The 17,128-nt window shown below is 59.5% G+C and carries 15 protein-coding genes; 5 read left to right on the top strand and 10 right to left on the bottom strand.

Annotation, left to right across the window (positions count from 1 at the left end; all coding sequences use genetic code 11):
* Positions 1-810, top strand: coding sequence for a YfaP family protein (locus tag KGB24_RS00465; RefSeq protein ID WP_223415647.1), 810 nt, complete (start codon positions 1-3; stop codon positions 808-810).
* A gap of 33 nt (positions 811-843) precedes the next feature.
* Here KGB24_RS00465 and KGB24_RS00460 read toward each other — a convergent pair whose 3' ends face one another.
* From KGB24_RS00460 to KGB24_RS00415, 10 genes are all read right to left on the bottom strand, one after another.
* Entirely contained in the window at positions 844-1,905 is a 1,062-nt protein-coding gene (locus KGB24_RS00460) for a YhcG family protein (protein WP_223415648.1), read from the bottom strand.
* A 626-nt stretch (positions 1,906-2,531) separates the two neighbouring features.
* The gene (locus KGB24_RS00455; protein WP_223415649.1) at positions 2,532-3,281 is read right to left on the bottom strand and encodes a S24 family peptidase; all 750 of its coding nucleotides are present in this window, start codon (positions 3,279-3,281) and stop codon (positions 2,532-2,534) included.
* A gap of 226 nt (positions 3,282-3,507) precedes the next feature.
* On the bottom strand, positions 3,508-4,035 hold the full coding sequence (gene ppa, locus KGB24_RS00450; RefSeq protein WP_007990564.1) for an inorganic diphosphatase: 528 nt from the start codon (positions 4,033-4,035) through the stop codon (positions 3,508-3,510).
* A gap of 113 nt (positions 4,036-4,148) precedes the next feature.
* Positions 4,149-4,961: a zinc-dependent peptidase gene (locus tag KGB24_RS00445; RefSeq protein WP_223415650.1), complete on the bottom strand. Its 813-nt coding sequence runs from the start codon at positions 4,959-4,961 to the stop codon at positions 4,149-4,151.
* A gap of 3 nt (positions 4,962-4,964) precedes the next feature.
* Positions 4,965-5,621 carry a DedA family protein gene (locus KGB24_RS00440; protein WP_008035782.1) on the bottom strand — a complete coding sequence of 219 codons (657 nt, stop codon included), beginning with the start codon at positions 5,619-5,621 and terminating at the stop codon, positions 4,965-4,967.
* A 302-nt stretch (positions 5,622-5,923) separates the two neighbouring features.
* The gene (locus KGB24_RS00435; protein ID WP_008042983.1) at positions 5,924-6,385 is read right to left on the bottom strand and encodes a GNAT family N-acetyltransferase; all 462 of its coding nucleotides are present in this window, start codon (positions 6,383-6,385) and stop codon (positions 5,924-5,926) included.
* 120 nt (positions 6,386-6,505) lie between these two features.
* On the bottom strand, positions 6,506-7,330 hold the full coding sequence (eutC, locus tag KGB24_RS00430; protein ID WP_223415651.1) for an ethanolamine ammonia-lyase subunit EutC: 825 nt from the start codon (positions 7,328-7,330) through the stop codon (positions 6,506-6,508).
* 8 nt (positions 7,331-7,338) lie between these two features.
* Positions 7,339-8,733 carry an ethanolamine ammonia-lyase subunit EutB gene (locus KGB24_RS00425; protein ID WP_192228058.1) on the bottom strand — a complete coding sequence of 465 codons (1,395 nt, stop codon included), beginning with the start codon at positions 8,731-8,733 and terminating at the stop codon, positions 7,339-7,341.
* A gap of 183 nt (positions 8,734-8,916) precedes the next feature.
* On the bottom strand, positions 8,917-10,287 hold the full coding sequence (gene eat / locus KGB24_RS00420) for an ethanolamine permease (RefSeq protein ID WP_008035770.1): 1,371 nt from the start codon (positions 10,285-10,287) through the stop codon (positions 8,917-8,919).
* 218 nt (positions 10,288-10,505) lie between these two features.
* Positions 10,506-12,026, bottom strand: coding sequence for an aldehyde dehydrogenase family protein (locus KGB24_RS00415; RefSeq protein ID WP_008035766.1), 1,521 nt, complete (start codon positions 12,024-12,026; stop codon positions 10,506-10,508).
* Between the two features lie 372 nt (positions 12,027-12,398).
* Here KGB24_RS00415 and KGB24_RS00410 point away from each other — a divergent pair, with 372 nt between their 5' ends.
* The 4 genes from KGB24_RS00410 to KGB24_RS00395 all read left to right on the top strand — a co-directional run bounded on the left by KGB24_RS00410 (position 12,399) and on the right by KGB24_RS00395 (position 17,046).
* Positions 12,399-14,312, top strand: coding sequence for a sigma-54-dependent Fis family transcriptional regulator (locus tag KGB24_RS00410; protein WP_008042979.1), 1,914 nt, complete (start codon positions 12,399-12,401; stop codon positions 14,310-14,312).
* A 478-nt stretch (positions 14,313-14,790) separates the two neighbouring features.
* Positions 14,791-16,140, top strand: a complete 1,350-nt coding sequence (gene mpl / locus KGB24_RS00405; protein WP_223414471.1) for a UDP-N-acetylmuramate:L-alanyl-gamma-D-glutamyl-meso-diaminopimelate ligase — start codon at positions 14,791-14,793, stop codon at positions 16,138-16,140.
* The gene (ubiX, locus tag KGB24_RS00400) at positions 16,137-16,769 is read left to right on the top strand and encodes a flavin prenyltransferase UbiX (protein ID WP_008035761.1); all 633 of its coding nucleotides are present in this window, start codon (positions 16,137-16,139) and stop codon (positions 16,767-16,769) included. The genes mpl and ubiX overlap by 4 nt, the downstream gene beginning before the upstream one ends.
* Positions 16,762-17,046, top strand: a complete 285-nt coding sequence (locus tag KGB24_RS00395) for a YceK/YidQ family lipoprotein (protein ID WP_008035760.1) — start codon at positions 16,762-16,764, stop codon at positions 17,044-17,046. Before ubiX ends, KGB24_RS00395 begins: the two co-directional genes overlap by 8 nt.
* Positions 17,047-17,128: the final 82 nt, after the last annotated feature.

The following is a 17,128-nucleotide window of genomic DNA, read 5'->3' as shown; positions in this document are numbered from 1 at the left end:
ATGAAACTCCGTTATCCACAGGTCTTCCTGTTCCTTTGTTCTGTTTGCGTGTTGCCGACGGTTTTTGCGGCTGAAAGCGCCGTCAAACTCGACACCCCCGTCGGCGGCTGGCGCACGGGCGCGGCCGAAGGCGAAAACTTCCGCCAGACCGTCAACTACCCGGCCTCCTCAGTGAACACGCCGGTGGGCCAAGCCAACACCGCACGCATCACCGGCCAGATCAAAGCCACCCCCAAGTCCACTGAACCGGGCCGGTTGATCGTCAACGGCGTCAGCATGCCGCTGAAAATCGATCCCGCTGGCCGCTTTGACCGACCGTTCTCCTTCCCCAACGGCAGCAACAGCGTCGAAGTCCGCAGCCCCGATGGCCAACAACGCCATCGCACACAGTTCCTCAACGCCAGCGGCGGTGCGACACCGGCGAAATTGCGGGTGTTGTTGGCCTGGGACAGCGACGGCACGGATCTGGACTTGCACCTCATCACGCCTGATGGCGCGCATATCTGGTATGGCGATCGTGTTGCGCCTAATGGCGCGGCGCTGGATGTGGATGTGACGACTGGGTATGGGCCGGAAATCTTCGCCATGCCGGCGCCGATCAAAGGGCAGTATTTGGTGTATGTGAACTACTTCGGCGGCGGGTATCGGAGTGATGAAGACGGGCAGGAGGATGCGGTTCAGCCGTTGACGACGGCGCAGGTGACGGTGATTACCGAGGAAGGGACGCCGAACGAGAAGATGGAGACTTTTCTGGTGCCGATGCGGGCGGTGGGGGAGTTGACGTTGGTTAAGGGGTTTAGTTATCCGTGATGCTCAAACACCGCATTCGCAGTGTTTGTTCCCTCATTGCGCATCGTCCTCGAAGGATGAGCCCTCACTTGCCAGCTCGCGCTCGATCTGTTCAATGCTAGGCAGGCTGGTTTGCAACTCTGCCGGCAGGGATTCCACCAATTGGTACTCGGCCACGCCGATGGGACGGGCGTTATCACGCAGGGCATATTCGGCCACTACCTTATTCTTGCTCTTGCATAGCAGAAGGCCGATGGTTGGGCCGTCCTGCGGGTGCTTGAGTTGAGCATCCACTGCGGTGAGGTAAAAACTCAGTTGACCCAGATGTTCGGGCTTGAACTTGCCAGACTTCAGCTCGATTACCACATAGCAACGTAGCTTGAGGTGATAAAACAGCAAGTCGATGAAGAACTCGTCACCGCCTACATCCAGCAGCACTTGCTGGCCGACGAAGGCAAAGCCTGCACCCAGTTCCAGCAAGAAGTCGGTGACATGCTTAACCAGAGCGTTTTCGATCTCGCGCTCTTGGGCATCAAGAGTCAGGCCGAGGAAGTCGAAACGGTAAGGGTCTTTCAGTGATTCGCGAGCCAGATCGGACTGCGGTTTGGGCAAGTGGCTATCGAAGTTACTGACTGCGTTGCCGCTGCGCTCCAGCAGACACGTCTCGATCTGCATCACCAAAATATTGCGCGACCAGTTGTGCTCGATGGCCTGCACGGCATACCAGTAGCGGGTTTCCTGGCTAGACAGTTTGTCCAGCAGCGCTATCTGGTGATACCAAGGCAATTGTGCAAGCACCTCTTGCACAAATTCTTTGTCCGGCCACGCTTCTGCAAAGGCGCGCATGTATTTGAGATTGCGTGGAGAAAACCCCTTCATATCAGGAAAGGCTGCGCGCAAATCCTGAGCCAAGCGGTCGATCACCTTGGCCCCCCAACCCTGCTGTGCTTGCCGGGACAAAATATCGTGACCGAGCTGCCAGTAGAGCAGCACCAGTTCGCGGTTCACCGCTAGAGTGGCGCGCTGTTGGGCGTAATGGATTCGGACTTTGAGGTTGGCCAGCCAATCGCCATAACCTTCGGGTGGCATGCTCAGGCTGACAGGGGTGTCGCTCATGCTTTTTTTCCCTGGTAATTTTTTTTCGTCGCGACCTTCGCCGCGTTTGCCGCTATGTCGGTTTAGAGGTCAGTAGTGACGGTCGAAGATTAGTCAGCCCATTTGTCAGGTACAAGCAAGTTGGGCTTTCAAGGATCTTTCCTTCAAAAGAAAGCGAAGCTGCTTACTTTTAGGCCGTTATTGCTCAATGAACGGAAAAAAGGCTGGCAAAAGCAGAGAGATTAAGAAGTGCGAGTGACTTCCAGCAGGCATTAAAAAGCCGGCTTGTGGCCGGCTTCTCGGGGACTGGCTTGGTTCATTTTTGGTAAACCGCGCCAGCCTTCAAAACGTACACCCGGATCTTGCGTCCGGCTGTGGGACTCGGCGAGAAAATCATCTGCCTTGTCGGTGCGATCGGAGCCGCTGGGCGGGTCGATGCGCAAATGTGGGGCGCAGCATACTGATTTTTTTGGGGAATTCCCAGTGTGGTGTGTGGGGTAGAGCTGTCGGATGGGCTCTGGCCAGGTAATTCGCGTGGATTTTTCGGTGAATGTTCCACCGCCTTCGCGAGCAGGCTCGCTCCTACAGGTACTGCGCAGTACCTGTAGGCGCGAGACCGGCTTGCCAGCGAAGTATGCGGCGCGGTATTACAGGAACGGCAACGGCGGTCTGCGTTTGTTGAGGGTCGACCACCAAAACACCCACCCCAATACCCGGATGTTCTGCTCTTCAATTTGCGCGGCCCTGAAAGTCTCATCCGGGTACTCGGCGCTGTTGTGGCTGCGCATTCGCAATCCATTGCCCGGCATTCGGTGCAGGTACTTGATGCGCAGCATCCCGTCGTGTTCGATCGCATAAATTTCTCCATCGACAATCTGGGTCAGGCCGCGATCGATGGCGATGGTTGAGCCGTCTTCAATTTTCTCGGCCATGCTGTTGCCGATCATGTAGGCGCAGATGGCATCCGCATGGTTGATTTCCAGGGAATCGAGGTGGCTGCGGGGTAGGCGGATGGGGTGGCTGGTGTCCTCGACCACGTGGGTTTTGCTGGAGCCGGGAGCGACGGGCATTTCTTTGTAAAAGGGCAATTCGACATCGGTGGGTTCGATGACGGTGTAGATGCCGCGGAGGGCCTGGGCGTCGAAGGTGTTGCCGGTGTCGCTGACGAGCCTCAGGTGTTTGGCGTCTTTCGGGCCTTCGAGATATTTGAGCCACTCGCTGTTGACCGAGAGTTTTCTGGCGACGGCTTCCATGCAGTGATCGGGCACACCGCGGGTGTACCAGTTGTGGACGTTTTGCGGCGCCGTGCCGAGGTATTCGGCGAATCCGGTCGTCGTGATGTTCGCTACTTTGAGGAGCGCTTTAAACCGTGGACCGCTAGTGTTTTTTTTCTTCATGGGCACGAGTTTACGGGCGTATGGCGAGGCTTTGAATAAACGAACCGTTCAAAATACGAGGGAAATTTAAGACCGGATGTAAGACGTATCGAGTCAAAATTAAACAAGAAAAAACCGAATCGCCGGATGGTTAAACGGCACGTTTAAAAGCTTTTCTGCGCGCACAAAAAACCCCGGATCAACCGGGGTTTTTTCAAGTCGTCAGTGGCGCAAGGCCAGTGGCGTCTCAGCCTTTATAGGCAGCAACCGACTTGGTGATCGCTTCGCGGGCGGCGTCTGCACCGGCCCAGCCTTCGATTTTCACCCATTTGCCTTTTTCGAGATCTTTGTAGTTCGCGAAGAAGTGCTCGATCTGCTGAATCAGCAGGGCTGGCAGGTCGGTATATTCCTTCACGTCGACGTACAGCTGGGACAGCTTGTCGTGTGGGACTGCGATGACTTTGGCATCGCCGCCGCCGTCGTCGGTCATGTTCAGGATGCCGACCGGACGAGCGCGGATCACGGAGCCTGGGGCAACCGGGTAAGGTGTCACGACCAGCACGTCGAGGGGATCACCGTCGTCAGCCAGGGTGTTCGGGATGTAACCGTAGTTGGCCGGGTAGAACATCGGGGTGGCCATGAAACGGTCAACGAACAGGCAATCGCTGTCTTTGTCGATTTCGTATTTGATCGGCGCGTGGTTGGCCGGAATCTCGATCGCGACGTAGATGTCGTTCGGCAGGTCTTTGCCAGCCGGAATCTTGCTGTAGCTCATTGGGCGGTGCCCCCGTTAGTTGACCAAAAACACTTGGCCGGATTGACCAAAAAGTGGCGGCGATTATAGGCATATTCCGCCGATCACGCTACGGATCAGAGGTCGTGTAGACCTTAGTCGTGTGCCTGATAGACAGGGTTCTCGGCCAGAAGTTGCCGCAGACGCGCCAGTGGATCCTGCCGGTAAAACAGCCTCAACTGCTCATACACCTGTGGATAAGCCTCATGCAGCAAATCCGGGGCGCTGAAGAAGTATTCGCTGGTGACCGCGAAGAACTCGGCGGGGTTTTCCGCGGCGTAGGGGTCGATGGCGGTTTCGGCGTCCGGGTTGCGCTCCAGTTGCCCGTCGAGGTCGTCGTAGGCCTCTTGCATGACCTTGGCCCAGTCGCTGACGCGCATGTCGGCGTGCAGCGGCGGCAGGCCGTTGGCGTCGCCGTTGAGCATGTCGAGCTTGTGCGCGAGTTCGTGGATCACCAGGTTGTAGCCTTCCCAGCCACCACTGGCCATCACGCCGGGCCAGGCCAGAATGATCGGGCCTTGCTGCCAGGCTTCGCCGCTGTGTTCGCCGTCCCACTCGTGTTCAACGCCGCTGGCGTCGCGATGGCGCTGCGGGCTGAGGAAGTCGTCGGGGTAGAGGATGATTTCGTGAAAACCCTGATACCAGTTCAGATCGCCCAGCTTCAGCAACGGTAATTGCGCCTGGGCGGCGAGCAGCAAACGCTGCTCCTGATGGAGTTCGACGCCGGGCAGGGCGGTCAGGTGTTTGTCGTCGAGAAACAGTACGCAGGCTTCGCGCAACCACTGGTCTTCAGCCGCGCTGATGCCGTCGAGAAAACTCAGGTGATGGCGCACCCGCTGCCACATATCGTCGGCAATCGGGTGCCTGGCCAGGATGCGCCGGCGACGCCAGGCGCTGAGCGACCACATCGTTCAGTGTGGTTCGGCTTTGGAAGCGGCGCTGCCGAAGCGGCTGCGAATCACGCCGATGATCATCGGCACCAGTGAAAGCAGAATGATGCCCACCACCAGCAGCGACAGGTTTTTCTTGATGAACGGTACGTTGCCGAAGAAATATCCGAGGGTCACCAAACCGCCAACCCACAGGATGGTCCCGAGGACGCTGAAAAAGAAGAAACGCGGGTAAGGCATTTTCGCCACGCCAGCGACGAACGGTGCAAAGGTGCGAATGATCGGCAGGAAGCGCGCCAGGGTCACGGTTTTGCCGCCGTGCTTGTCATAGAAGTCGTGGGTTTGTTGCAGGTAATCGCGGCGGAAAATTTTCGAGTTCGGGTTGCTGAACAGTCGCTCGCCCGCCGTTCGTCCGATGATGTAGTTGGTGCTGTCCCCGAGGATCGCCGCCAGCATCAGCAGGCCACCGAGCAATACCGGGTCCATGCCGCCACCGGCCGCCACGGCGCCGGCGATGAAAAGAAGGGAATCGCCCGGCAGGAAAGGCATCACCACCAGGCCGGTCTCGCAGAAAATCACCAGAAACAGGATGGCGTAGATCCATGGCCCGTAGTTGTTTACCAGCAAGTCGAGGTAAACATCGAGATGCAGGATAAGGTCGAGCGGGTTGAAATCCATGGAGGCACCTGTGGTGACGGCCCGACTCGGCAGGCCTGTGCGGATGACTTCGCGTAAGGCTACAGACGAGTGTAGTTTTTCTTACAAGCCGGAAAGGTCGGCATTATACGAGCTGAGAAGTGAAAAGCGCGTCGAGTTTGTAGCGAGGAGTGTCGCGCAAGACCGGCGGCGCGGTCTGCTTTTTTTTTGTAGGAGCGAGCCAGCTCGCGAAGGACGAGTGAGCGCCACGGGGTGTCAGGTTTCCCGCGTTATCGTTGACGACCATCGCGAGCTGGCTCGCTCCTACAGGTACGCGGTGCGGATCAAAGCTCGTCGCTGATCGGCAGCACGTAGTTTTTGAACTCTGTGTCTTCCTTGAATCCGATGGACTCATAGGTTTTCTGTGCGATTTTGTTGTCGCTGCTGGTGGAAACGCGCATGCGCACGGCATTGGTTTCCTTGGCCATTTTTTTCGCGGTGCGCATCAGGTTGTCAGCCACTAACTGCCGGCGGGCGTCTTCGGCGACATAAATGTCGTTGAGGATCCATACGCGTTTAAGCGAAAGCGACGAAAAGCTCGGGTATAGCTGACAGAAACCCATCAGCTTCTTGTCGTCGTCATCGGCCAGGGCCAGGTAGATCACCGATTCCTTGCGACGCAGGCGTTTCTCGAGGAACGCCCGGGACGAGTCCGGATACGGCAGGGAACCATAAAACTCGCGATATTTGACGAACAACGGGGTCAGCAGGTCCAGGTGTTCGAGGGTCGCTTGAATAATCCGCATCGATAGGTCTCGTCTTCAAGTGGCTGTCTTCACGTGCTCTGACGGCGAACGGTTCTTCACTCGGGCAGCCGTGTTTCGATCCTGCCTGAAATCGAATCAGAAACGCAATGCGGAAACGGTTCAGGCATCCGGCAGGCTCAGTAGGAAATTGCCTTTCATGTCCGCACCGGCGTCCGATTCCAGCGTCTGAAGTTGCGCTTCGTCCTTCAGGTTGACCCCCGACAACTGTCGCCGACAGGCTTCGCGCATCAGATAAAGCAAGCGGTGTGCCGCCATGCCATAACTCAAGCCTTCCAGTCGCACATTGGAGATGCAGTTGCGGTAAGCATCCGTCAGGCCGACCTTTGGATTGTAGGTGAAATATAATCCCAGACTGTCTGGCGAGCTGAGGCCAGGGCGTTCGCCGATCAGGATCACTACCATTTTTGCGCCCAGCAACTCGCCGATTTCGTCGCTTATCGCGACCCGGCCTTGTTCTACCAGAATCACCGGCGAAACCGTCCAGCCATCGACTTCGATCTGCTCTCGCATGCGCGAAAGGAAGGGCACGGTGTGGCGGTGCACAGCCAGTGCCGACAAACCATCGGCCACGACAATCACCAGATCGACGCCGCCGGGATAGGCTGAAGCATGGTTGCGCAGGGTTTGCGCGGACTCATCGCTCAATTTCCGCCCCAAGTCAGGGCGCTGCAAATAACTGTCGCGGTTTGTGGCGGCGCTGTGCAGGAGCACACTTTCGTATCCACATTCGGCCAATTGCGCGCTGAGCCCGGCATGGTCGAAGGGCAGGTGCACCGCGTCCCGAGCCTGGGCGTGGGCGTACTGGAAATCCAGCTGTGCGCTGGTCGGCATGCTGGTGCCGGTGCGGCCCAGAGCAATCCGTGCCGGGGTCAGGCGCCGCAGTTCCAGCAATGGATTTTCTGAATCAACAGGCGGTTTATCCATCTCGACACTCATCCCAGTTGCCCCATCGCCTGGCGGAAGGCTGGCGGCAGGCGCTCGCCGAAATGAATCTTGCCATCGGCCTGAGTGAAAATGCCCATTTTGGCCAGCCACTGTTCGAACTCCGGTGCCGGTTTCAAGCCCAGGGTTTGTCGGGCGTAGAGCGCGTCGTGGAACGAAGTGGTCTGGTAGTTGAGCATGATGTCGTCGGAACCGGGGATGCCCATGATGAAGTTGATCCCGGCCACGCCCAGCAGGGTCAGCAGGGTGTCCATGTCGTCCTGGTCGGCCTCGGCGTGATTGGTGTAACAGATGTCGCAGCCCATCGGCACGCCCAGCAATTTGCCGCAGAAGTGGTCTTCCAGGCCGGCGCGGATGATCTGTTTGCCGTTATAGAGGTATTCCGGGCCGATAAATCCTACGACGGTGTTCACCAAAAACGGTTTGAAGTGTCGGGCAACCGCGTAGGCGCGGGTTTCGCAGGTTTGTTGATCGATGCCGTGGTGGGCGTTGGCCGACAGGGCGCTGCCCTGGCCGGTCTCGAAATACATCAGGTTTTGCCCAAGCGTGCCGCGATTCAGGCTCAAGCCGGCGTCGTAACCTTCCTGCAACACGTTCAGGTTGATGCCAAAACTGGCATTGGCCGCTTCGGTGCCGGCGATCGACTGGAACACCAAGTCCAGTGGAACGCCGCGATTGATCGCTTCGATGGACGTGGTGACGTGGGTCAGCACGCAGGCTTGTGTAGGAATTTCGTAGCGCTGGATGATCGCGTCGAGCATTTCCAGCATCGCGCAAATCGAGGCAATGCTGTCGGTGGCCGGGTTGATGCCGATCATCGCGTCGCCGTTGCCGTAAAGCAGGCCGTCGAGAATGCTCGCGGCGATACCGGCCGGTTCGTCGGTGGGGTGGTTGGGTTGCAGGCGGGTGGATAAGCGTCCCCGCAGGCCCATGGTGCCGCGAAAGTGCGTGATCACGCGGATTTTCTGCGCGACCAGCACCAGGTCCTGCACGCGCATGATTTTCGACACGGCTGCTGCCATTTCCGGCGTCAGGCCTGGTGCGAGGGCGCGCAGGCTCTGTTCGTCGGCGGCATCGCTGAGCAGCCAGTCGCGAAACCCGCCAACGGTGAGATGGCTGACCACGGCGAAGGCTTGTTTGTCGTGAGTGTCGATGATCAGTCGGGTGACTTCATCGGCCTCGTAGGGAATCAGCACTTCCTGCAGGAAGTGAGTCAACGGGATGTCAGCCAGGGCCATTTGCGCGGCAACGCGCTCGCCATCGTTAAGGGCTGCGACGCCGGCCAGAAAATCGCCGGAGCGCGCCGGGCTGGCCTTGGCCATGACCTCTTTGAGGCTGGCAAAGCGGTAGGTCTGGGCGCCGATGGAATGGGCAAATGTGGCCACGGTGTCCTCCTGGTTCTATGAAAAACGTAACAGAGCCGCTAATCCTGTAGGAGCGAGGCTTGCCCGCGAATGCGGTGGGTCAGTCAGCATCTATGCAAATGACACACCGCATTCGCGGGCAAGCCTCGCTCCTACAGGAAACGGGCGCACTCAAACAGGGCGTGCGCCCGGCGCCGGTGCAGTTCAGGCGCCTTCAAGCATCGCATCCGCTGGCGCATCGAAGCGCTGCTTGGCGGTCAGTTGGAAATACAAATACCCGGCCGCCATGAAGCCGAGGAACACACAGCCGATCAGCGGGTTGAACCACGCCATCGCCACCAGGCACACCACGGCCAGGAACAGCGCAATTCCCGGCACGATCGGGTAACCCGGCGCGCGGAAGCTGCGTTCCAGGTTCGGCTCGGTCTTACGCAGCTTGAACAGGCTCAGCATACTGATGATGTACATCACGATGGCACCGAATACCGACATGGTGATCATCGCTGCCGTCAGCGTCATGCCTTGCAGGTTGACCAGGCCGTCGCTGTAGATTGCCGCGATGCCGATCACGCCGCCGGCCAGAATGGCCCGGTGTGGGGTCTGGAAACGTGACAGTTTGGCCAGCGAACGTGGCAGGTAGCCGGCCCGGGCCAGGGCGAAGAACTGACGCGAGTAGCCGAGAATGATCCCGTGGAAACTCGCCACCAGCCCGAACAGGCCGATCCAGACCAGCATGTGCATCCAGGTCGAATTGTTGCCGACCACGGCTTTCATCGCCTGAGGCAGCGGGTCGTTGATGTTCGACAATTGACGCCAGTCGCCCACGCCGCCGGCCATCACCATCACGCCGATTGCGAGGAACACCAACGTCAAAATGCCGCTGACGTACGCCTTGGGAATCGTGCGTTTCGGGTCTTTGGCTTCTTCTGCTGCCATTGCCGCGCCTTCAATCGCGAGGAAAAACCAGATCGCAAACGGGATCGCCGCAAAGATGCCGGGGATTGAGGCAATGGTGAACTCGTTCGAACCCGACCAGCCGTTGAGCACGAAGTTGCTGAAACTGAAGCCCGGCGCGACCACGCCCATGAACACCAGCAACTCGGCGACGGCCAGCACGGTCACCACCAGTTCAAACGTGGCGGCGATGCTGACGCCGAGGATGTTGAGCGTCATGAACACAAAATAGGCGCCAACGGCGGCAATCTTGGGGTCAAGTTCCGGGTATTGAACGTTCAGATAAGCGCCAATGGCCATGGCAATGGCTGGCGGCGCAAAGACGAATTCAATCAGCGTGGCAATGCCGGCAATCAAGCCGCCTTTCTCGCCGAAAGCCCGTCGGCTGTAGGCAAAGGGCCCGCCAGCGTGGGGGATGGCGGTAGTCAATTCGGTGAAACTGAAGATGAAACAGGTGTACATCGTCGCCACCATCAGGGCGGTGACGAGGAAACCCAGAGTGCCTGCGGTGCCCCAGCCGTAACTCCAGCCGAAGTACTCGCCGGAAATCACCAGGCCGACGGCAATGCCCCATAAGTGCAGGGTGCCGAGTGTGGGTTTGAGCTGTGTGGAAGAAGTCATAAGTCCTCGCTGTCTTTTTTATTGTTTGATCTGTTGGACTTTCGGAAACTGATTTTTGGTGTGGAGCGGGCACGCAAAGCCCGTGCCAGAGCGGCAGGGCAGTGATTTTCGGTGTGTTTAAGGATGCCTTCGCGGGCAAGCCTCGCTCCTACAGGCACGGCGTGATCCTGTAGGAGCGAAGCTTGCTCGCGAAGGCCGTTACGCGGTTTCGCGCGGGGTTAGAAGAAGCCCAACGGATTGATGTCGTAGCTCACCAGCAGGTTTTTGGTCTGCTGATAGTGATCGAGCATCATTTTGTGGGTTTCACGACCGACGCCGGACTTTTTGTAGCCACCGAACGCGGCGTGCGCCGGGTACAGGTGATAGCAGTTGGTCCACACGCGACCGGCCTTGATGGCGCGGCCCATGCGATAGGCGCGGTTGATGTCACGGGTCCACAGGCCGGCACCGAGGCCGAACTCGGTGTCGTTGGCGATGGCCAGGGCTTCGGCTTCGTCCTTGAACGTGGTGATGCTCACCACCGGGCCAAAGATTTCTTCCTGGAACACACGCATTTTGTTGGTGCCCTTGAGCAGGGTTGGCTGGATGTAATAACCCGTCGCCAGACTGCCCTCGAGTTTTTCCACTTTGCCGCCGGTCAGCAGCTCGGCGCCTTCGCCCTTGGCGATTTCCAGGTACGAAAGGATTTTGTCGAATTGCTGCTCGGACGCCTGGGCGCCGACCATGGTGTCGGTGTCCAGCGGGTCGCCGCGTTTGATCGACAGGACTTTTTTCATCACCTCTTTCATGAAGTCGTCGTAGATCGATTCCTGCACCAGCGCGCGGGACGGGCAGGTGCAGACTTCGCCCTGGTTGAAGAATGCCAGCACCAGGCCTTCAGCGGCTTTCTCGATGAAGGACGGTTCGGCTTTCATGATGTCTTCGAAGAAGATGTTCGGCGATTTGCCACCCAGCTCCACGGTGGACGGAATGATGTTTTCGGCAGCGCATTTCATGATGTGCGAGCCGACCGGGGTCGAACCAGTGAAGGCGATCTTGGCGATGCGTTTGCTGGTGGCGAGCGCTTCGCCGGCTTCCTTGCCGAAGCCTTGAACAATGTTGAGCACACCAGGTGGCAGCAGGTCGCCGATCAGCTCGACCAGCACGGTGATGCCCAGCGGCGTTTGTTCTGCTGGCTTGAGCACCACGCAGTTACCCGCCGCCAGCGCCGGGGCGAGTTTCCACGCGGCCATCAGGATCGGGAAGTTCCACGGGATGATCTGCCCGACCACGCCCAGCGGTTCATGGATGTGATAGGCCACGGTGTTGCCGTCGATCTCGGCAGCGCTGCCTTCCTGCGCGCGGATGCAACCGGCGAAGTAACGGAAGTGGTCGGCGGCCAGCGGGATGTCGGCGTTGAGGGTTTCGCGAACGGCTTTGCCGTTGTCCCAGGATTCGGTGATCGCCAGCAGTTCCAGGTTCTGCTCGATGCGGTCGGCGATTTTCAGCAGCACCAGCGAGCGCGCCTGAGCGGACGTGGCGCCCCAGGCATCGGCAGCGGCGTGGGCAGCGTCCAGGGCTTTGTCGATGTCTTCAGCCGTGGAGCGCGGGAATTCGGCAATCGGTTGGCCATTCACTGGCGAGGTATTGGTGAAGTACTGACCTTTGACAGGCGCGACGAACTCGCCGCCGATGTAGTTACCGTATTTGGCTTTGAACGAAACGATAGCGCCTTCAGTACCGGGGTGAGCGTAACGCATGATGTTTTCTCCTTGGCTTTTGTACTTATTAGAGAGGCGCATGTGCGCTTGCTATAAGCGTAGAGCAAAGGTCGGGCCACTGCCCTGTGAGCTAGGAAAATCAAGGCCTTGCGCGTTTTTTGTCGGACGGATGGATGGCGGCTGTGACGCTTTCGGTACAGCCCCCGTGACAGTTTGTACCGCTTGTGGCACAAGCTGTGACTGACCGGTCTTGCCAGCATTGCAATGCGGGCTAGGCTGGAGGATGCTCGGCATGACCTGTAGGAGCTGCCGCAGGCTGCGATCTTTTGATCTTGAAAAACAAAATCAAAAGATCGCAGCCTGCGGCAGCTCCTACAGGGGGTGCAAACCGCACGGGGAGAATAATAAGAAATGCACGACAACCATTTGAGTCGCCATGCCCAGCAAGTGCTGACCGTGACCCAGGGGAAATCTCACCTGCACGGTCCCGGCAGCGATCCGTCCATCGCCCGTTCCTGGCTGCGTTGTCTTGAGGACTATCACCTCGACCCGGCCCTGACCATGGCGCCGACGGTGCTGGAGCATGGTCGTGTCCTCGAAAGCCGCGAACGCTTGCAGCAAGTGCTGCACATCGCCGGCAATGAAATGAGCAGTCTTCATCAGCAGCTGTCCGGCGCCGGCCATGCGGTGTTGCTGACGGATGCGCGCGGGGTGATCCTCAATTGTGTGACGGCACCCGCCGAGCGGAAGATTTTCGAACGCGCTGGCCTCTGGCTCGGTGCCGACTGGAGCGAAGCCTGTGAAGGCACCAATGGCATTGGCACCTGCCTGGTGGAGCGTCAGTCGCTGACCATTCACCAGGACGAACATTTTCGCGGACGCCACACTGGCCTGACTTGCTCGGCGAGCCCGGTGTTCGATCCGCATGGCGAACTGCTGGCGGTGCTCGACGTGTCCTCGGCGCGGCACGAGGTGTCGCGGCAAAGTCAGTTCCACACCATGGCCCTGGTCAATCTGTCGGCGAAGATGATCGAGAGCTGCTATTTCCTGCGTTACTTCGACAATCAATGGTTGCTGCGTTTTCACCTGCAGGCGGAATCCGTCGGACTATTCAGCGAAGGGCTGCTGGCGTTCGACGGCGAAGGTCGGATCAGCGCGGTCAATCAGAGCGCGCTGAACCTGCTGGGGCATAGTCGTGGCGGGCTGCTGGGCAAACCGGTCGAGGCGTTTTTCGATTGCTCGCTGGATGAGTTGCTGGGCCGCGCGAGTGTGAATGCCAGCGCCAGTTGGCCGTTGCGCGCACGTGACGGGCGCGGCCTGTTTGCCGTGTTGCGCGGTCAGCCGCGCAGCATTCCGGTGCCGGTAGTGACCAGTCGGGTCGTTGCCGAACCTGCGCGCCTGTCGGGCATTTGTCTGGGCGATGCGGGTTTGCAGGAAGATTTCCGCAAATCCTTGCGTGTGTTCGAACGGGATGTGCCGCTGTTGATCAATGGCGAAACCGGGTCCGGCAAGGAGGCCTTCGCCAAAGCGGTGCATCAGGCCAGTCAGCGGGCCGAAAAAGCCTTTGTCGCGCTGAACTGCGCGGCCATCCCGGAAAGCCTGATTGAGAGCGAATTGTTCGGCTATCGCGGCGGCAGCTTTACCGGCGCACGCAAGGAAGGCATGCGGGGCAAGTTGCAGCAGGCGGATGGCGGGACCTTGTTTCTCGATGAAATCGGCGACATGCCGCTGGCGTTGCAGACCCGGCTATTAAGAGTGCTGGAAGATCGGCAAGTGGTGCCGATTGGCGGCGAGCCGGAGGCGGTCAACGTGCGGATCATCAGCGCGACTCACCGTAATCTTCTGGAGCGGGTGCAGGACGGAAGCTTCCGCGAGGATTTGTATTACCGGCTCAATGGGTTGGAGATTGCGTTGCCGGCGTTGCGCGAACGCAGTGACAAATCGCAGTTGCTCGACTTCCTGCTGGCGGAAGAGGCGGGCGGGGAGACGGTGCTGATTGATGAGCCCGCCCGCCAGGCGTTGCTGGGTTTTGCCTGGCCCGGAAACGTGCGGCAACTGCGCAACGTGCTGCGCACCTTGGCGGCGTTGTGTGATGGCGGGCGGATCGGGCTGGAGGATTTGCCGGCGATGATTCGACAGGCCAGGCCGGTGCCGGTTGTTGCCGTCGAACCGCCTTGCGAACATCCGCTGGATGATGCCGAGCGCCTGGCGTTGCTGAATGCGCTGGAGCAAACCCGTTGGCACATGACCCATACCGCCGAGCAGCTGGGTGTCAGCCGTAACACCCTCTATAGAAAGCTGCGTAAACACGGCATCGCCCGGTGAATGCAAACCTGTAGGAGCCGGCTTGCTGGCGATGGCGGTTTCAAGGACGCCATCGCCGGCAAGCCGGCTCCTACAAGAATGGGGGCGTTTCCCATTCTTCGGTTAAAACGCCGGACCTGTAGGAGCCGGCTTGCTGGCGATGGCGGTTTCAAGGACGCCATCGCCAGCAAGCCGGGCTCCTACAAGAATGGGGGCGCTCCCCGTTCATCGGTTAAAACGCCGGACCTGTAGGAGCCCGGCTTGCCGGCGATGGCGATTTCAAGGACGTCATCGCCTGCAAGCCGGCTCCTACAAGAATGGGGGCGTTTCCCATTCTTCGGTTAAAACGCCGGACCTGTAGGAGCCCGGCTTGCCGGCGATGGCGATTTAAAGGACGCCATCGCCAGCAAGCCGGGCTCCTACAGAGGCTGACACGAAACAAAGGTGCGATTTTCGCCTCCCTACGCTAACCTGCGGCCATGTTTTACGAGGTCGACTAATGCACATTCATATTCTTGGTATCTGCGGCACTTTCATGGGTTCGATGGCGGTTCTGGCCAAAGAGTTGGGCCATCACGTGACCGGCTCCGATGCCAACGTCTATCCGCCGATGAGCACTCAGCTTGAGGCGCAGGGCATTGAACTGACCCAAGGTTATGATCCCGCGCAGCTCGATCCGGCGCCGGATCTGGTGGTCATCGGCAACGCCATGTCCCGCGGCAACCCGGCTGTTGAATACGTACTGAACAAAGGCCTGCCTTACGTCTCCGGTCCGCAATGGCTGGCCGATCACGTGTTGCAAGGCCGCTGGGTGCTGGCCGTCGCCGGTACGCACGGCAAAACCACCACCAGCAGCATGCTGGCCTGGGTGCTGGAACACGCGGGCATGAGCCCCGGTTTCCTGATCGGCGGCGTGCCGCAGAATTTCTCGGTGTCGGCGCGTCTGGGCGGCACGCCGTTCTTCGTGATCGAAGCCGACGAGTACGACAGTGCGTTCTTCGACAAGCGCTCCAAGTTCGTTCACTACCGCCCGCGCACGGCGATCCTGAACAACCTGGAGTTCGACCACGCTGACATCTTCCCTGATCTGCCGGCCATCGAGCGGCAGTTCCACCATTTGGTGCGGACCATCCCGAGCGAAGGTCTGGTGATCCATCCGACCACCGAGCCGGCGTTGCAGCGCGTGATCGAGATGGGCTGCTGGACCCCGGTGCAAACCACCGGCGCCGGTGGTCAGTGGCAGGTCAAACTGCTGAGCGAAGACGGTTCGAAATTCGAAGTGATGTTCGAAGGCGTCGCTCAAGGCGTGGTCGAGTGGGACATGACCGGCCAGCATAACGTTGCCAACGCACTGGCCACCCTGGCAGCAGCGCGGCATGTCGGTGTTGTGCCGTCGATGGGCATTGCCGCGTTGAGCGCGTTCAAAAGCGTGAAGCGCCGGATGGAAAAGGTCGCCGAGGTTCGCGGCATTACCATCTATGACGACTTTGCCCATCACCCGACGGCCATCGCCACGACCCTCGACGGTCTGCGCAAACGCATCGGCGACGCGCCGCTGATCGCCATCATCGAGCCGCGCTCCAACTCCATGAAGCTCGGCGCGCACCGCGACGGCTTGCCGGAAAGCGTGGTCGATGCCGATCAGGTGATCTGGTACGCACCGGCCAACCTCGGTTGGGATCTGGGCGCAACGGCGGCGCTGTGCACGGTGCCGTCGATTGTCAGCGACTCGCTGGAAGGCATCATCGAACGCGTGAAGAGCCAGGCCCAGCCCGGTACTCACGTGGTGATCATGAGCAACGGCGGCTTCGGCGGCCTGCACGGCAAACTCGCCGAGGCGCTGCAATGAACAACGGCCCGGAACGCATCACGCTGGCGATGACCGGCGCTTCGGGCGCCCAGTACGGTTTGCGCCTGCTGGACTGCCTGATCCGCGAAGACCGCGAGGTGCACTTCCTGATTTCCAAGGCTGCGCAACTGGTGATGGCCACCGAGACTGACGTCACGCTGCCGCCGAAAACCCAAATGATGCAGGCCTTCCTCACCGAGTACACCGGCGCTGCCGCCGGGCAGATTCGGGTGTACGGCAAGGAAGACTGGATGTCGCCGGTAGCCTCGGGTTCCGGTGCGCCGTCGGCGATGGTGGTCGTGCCGTGTTCGACCGGCACGTTGTCGGCCATTGCCACCGGTGCCTGTAACAACCTGATCGAGCGCGCCGCCGATGTCACGCTGAAGGAGCGTCGCCAGCTGATTCTGGTGCCGCGTGAAGCGCCGTATTCGAGCATTCATCTGGAGCACATGCTCAAGTTGTCGAACATGGGCGTGACCATTTTGCCTGCGTCGCCGGGCTTCTATCATCAGCCGCAGACCATCGATGACCTGATCGATTTCGTGGTGGCGCGGATTCTCAACCTGCTGAACATTCCACAAGACATGCTGCCGCGTTGGGGCGAACACCATCTGACCAGCGATGAATAAGCTGCTGACGATTGTGCTGGCGCTGCAACTGGCGGGGTGCGCCACGGCACGCACGCTGGATGCTGCCAAACCGGGGGCGCCGGTGGTGTATGCGGGGACGCGCCTGGATTTGTACGCTCTGAATGGCGGTTGCTGTGCGATGGATCGTTTTGGGGCAGAGGCGCCTAGCTATCCGGGTGTCGATCTGCCGGCCAGCGCGTTGCTTGATACGCTGCTGTTGCCGTTGTCGGTGTTGACGGTGATCGGCGTGAGTTTTCAGGCGACGGGTGGATTGTAGGAGAGCGCTTCGCGCTCTATCGCGAGCAGGCTCGCTCCCACATTGGATTTGTGAGCGACACAGATCAAATGTGGGAGCGAGC

The sequence above is a fragment of the Pseudomonas sp. BF-RE-25 genome (assembly GCF_019956105.1).
In the GTDB taxonomy this organism is placed as follows: domain Bacteria; phylum Pseudomonadota; class Gammaproteobacteria; order Pseudomonadales; family Pseudomonadaceae; genus Aquipseudomonas; species Aquipseudomonas migulae.
Note: the sequence above shows the minus strand (reverse complement) of the source record. Positions and strands in the feature narration are given on the sequence as shown.